This is a genomic window from Porphyromonas uenonis 60-3 (assembly GCF_000174775.1).
GTDB lineage: Bacteria > Bacteroidota > Bacteroidia > Bacteroidales > Porphyromonadaceae > Porphyromonas > Porphyromonas uenonis_A.
Genome location: NZ_ACLR01000071.1, coordinates 1 through 522, shown reverse-complemented (window position 1 = coordinate 522; position 522 = coordinate 1). Strand labels below are relative to the sequence as shown.

General features: G+C 44.3%; 1 protein-coding gene and 1 pseudogene. Both read right to left on the bottom strand.

Annotated features, from left to right (window positions below):
- Positions 1-63 precede the first annotated feature (63 nt).
- A complete protein-coding gene (locus tag PORUE0001_RS10545; protein ID WP_007364510.1) occupies positions 64-267 on the bottom strand; it encodes a hypothetical protein in 204 nt (67 codons plus the stop codon).
- Positions 239-522, bottom strand: a pseudogene (locus PORUE0001_RS02200) (conjugative transposon protein TraK); the annotation flags it as partial. The pseudogene PORUE0001_RS02200 and the gene PORUE0001_RS10545, both read right to left, overlap by 29 nt.

The following is a 522-nucleotide window of genomic DNA, read 5'->3' as shown; positions in this document are numbered from 1 at the left end:
AGTCCCATTACAAGCCACTGCTTGAGCTTGGCTTTGTCGGGAGCAGTCTTGTTAGTATCCATATTATTTGAAGATGCTAATTGTAATTACTAGAAGAAAAACGGCTAGGTAGACACCCATAGAGATAAAAGTTAGTCTCTTACGCTCTTCGGGTGTGAGCTTATCACACCACGCTTTGAGTCGGTCAGTCTGTTTTTTTACCCAGCCGACCTTGTTCTGTGTAGATGAAGTGCCTACACTATCGAGGGGTGGTACGTCTTGTTTCATTATTGATTACTCTAAATTTAGTGATTAGGAAGCCCTGCGGATTGCGATCACTGCGTACCGTGTTGAGTAATGAGCAGGCGGTTACAAGAGACCGCTCTGTGACATTACTCTTGCGGTAGATGGTCTGTGTGCCATAGACCACAGCCTCATAGGGGTAAGTATTAAAGTCACAAGAGATAGAATCAACCGTCAGCACCTGAGAGGTGTTTGTTGAGATGAGACGATTATAGTACTTTTCCTCTTGCAAGTCTGTGT

What these genes read in the sequence shown, in the direction of transcription:
- PORUE0001_RS10545 (WP_007364510.1), bottom strand. Translation starts at nt 267, where the DNA reads ATGAAACAAGACGTACCACCCCTCGATAGTGTAGGCACTTCATCTACA.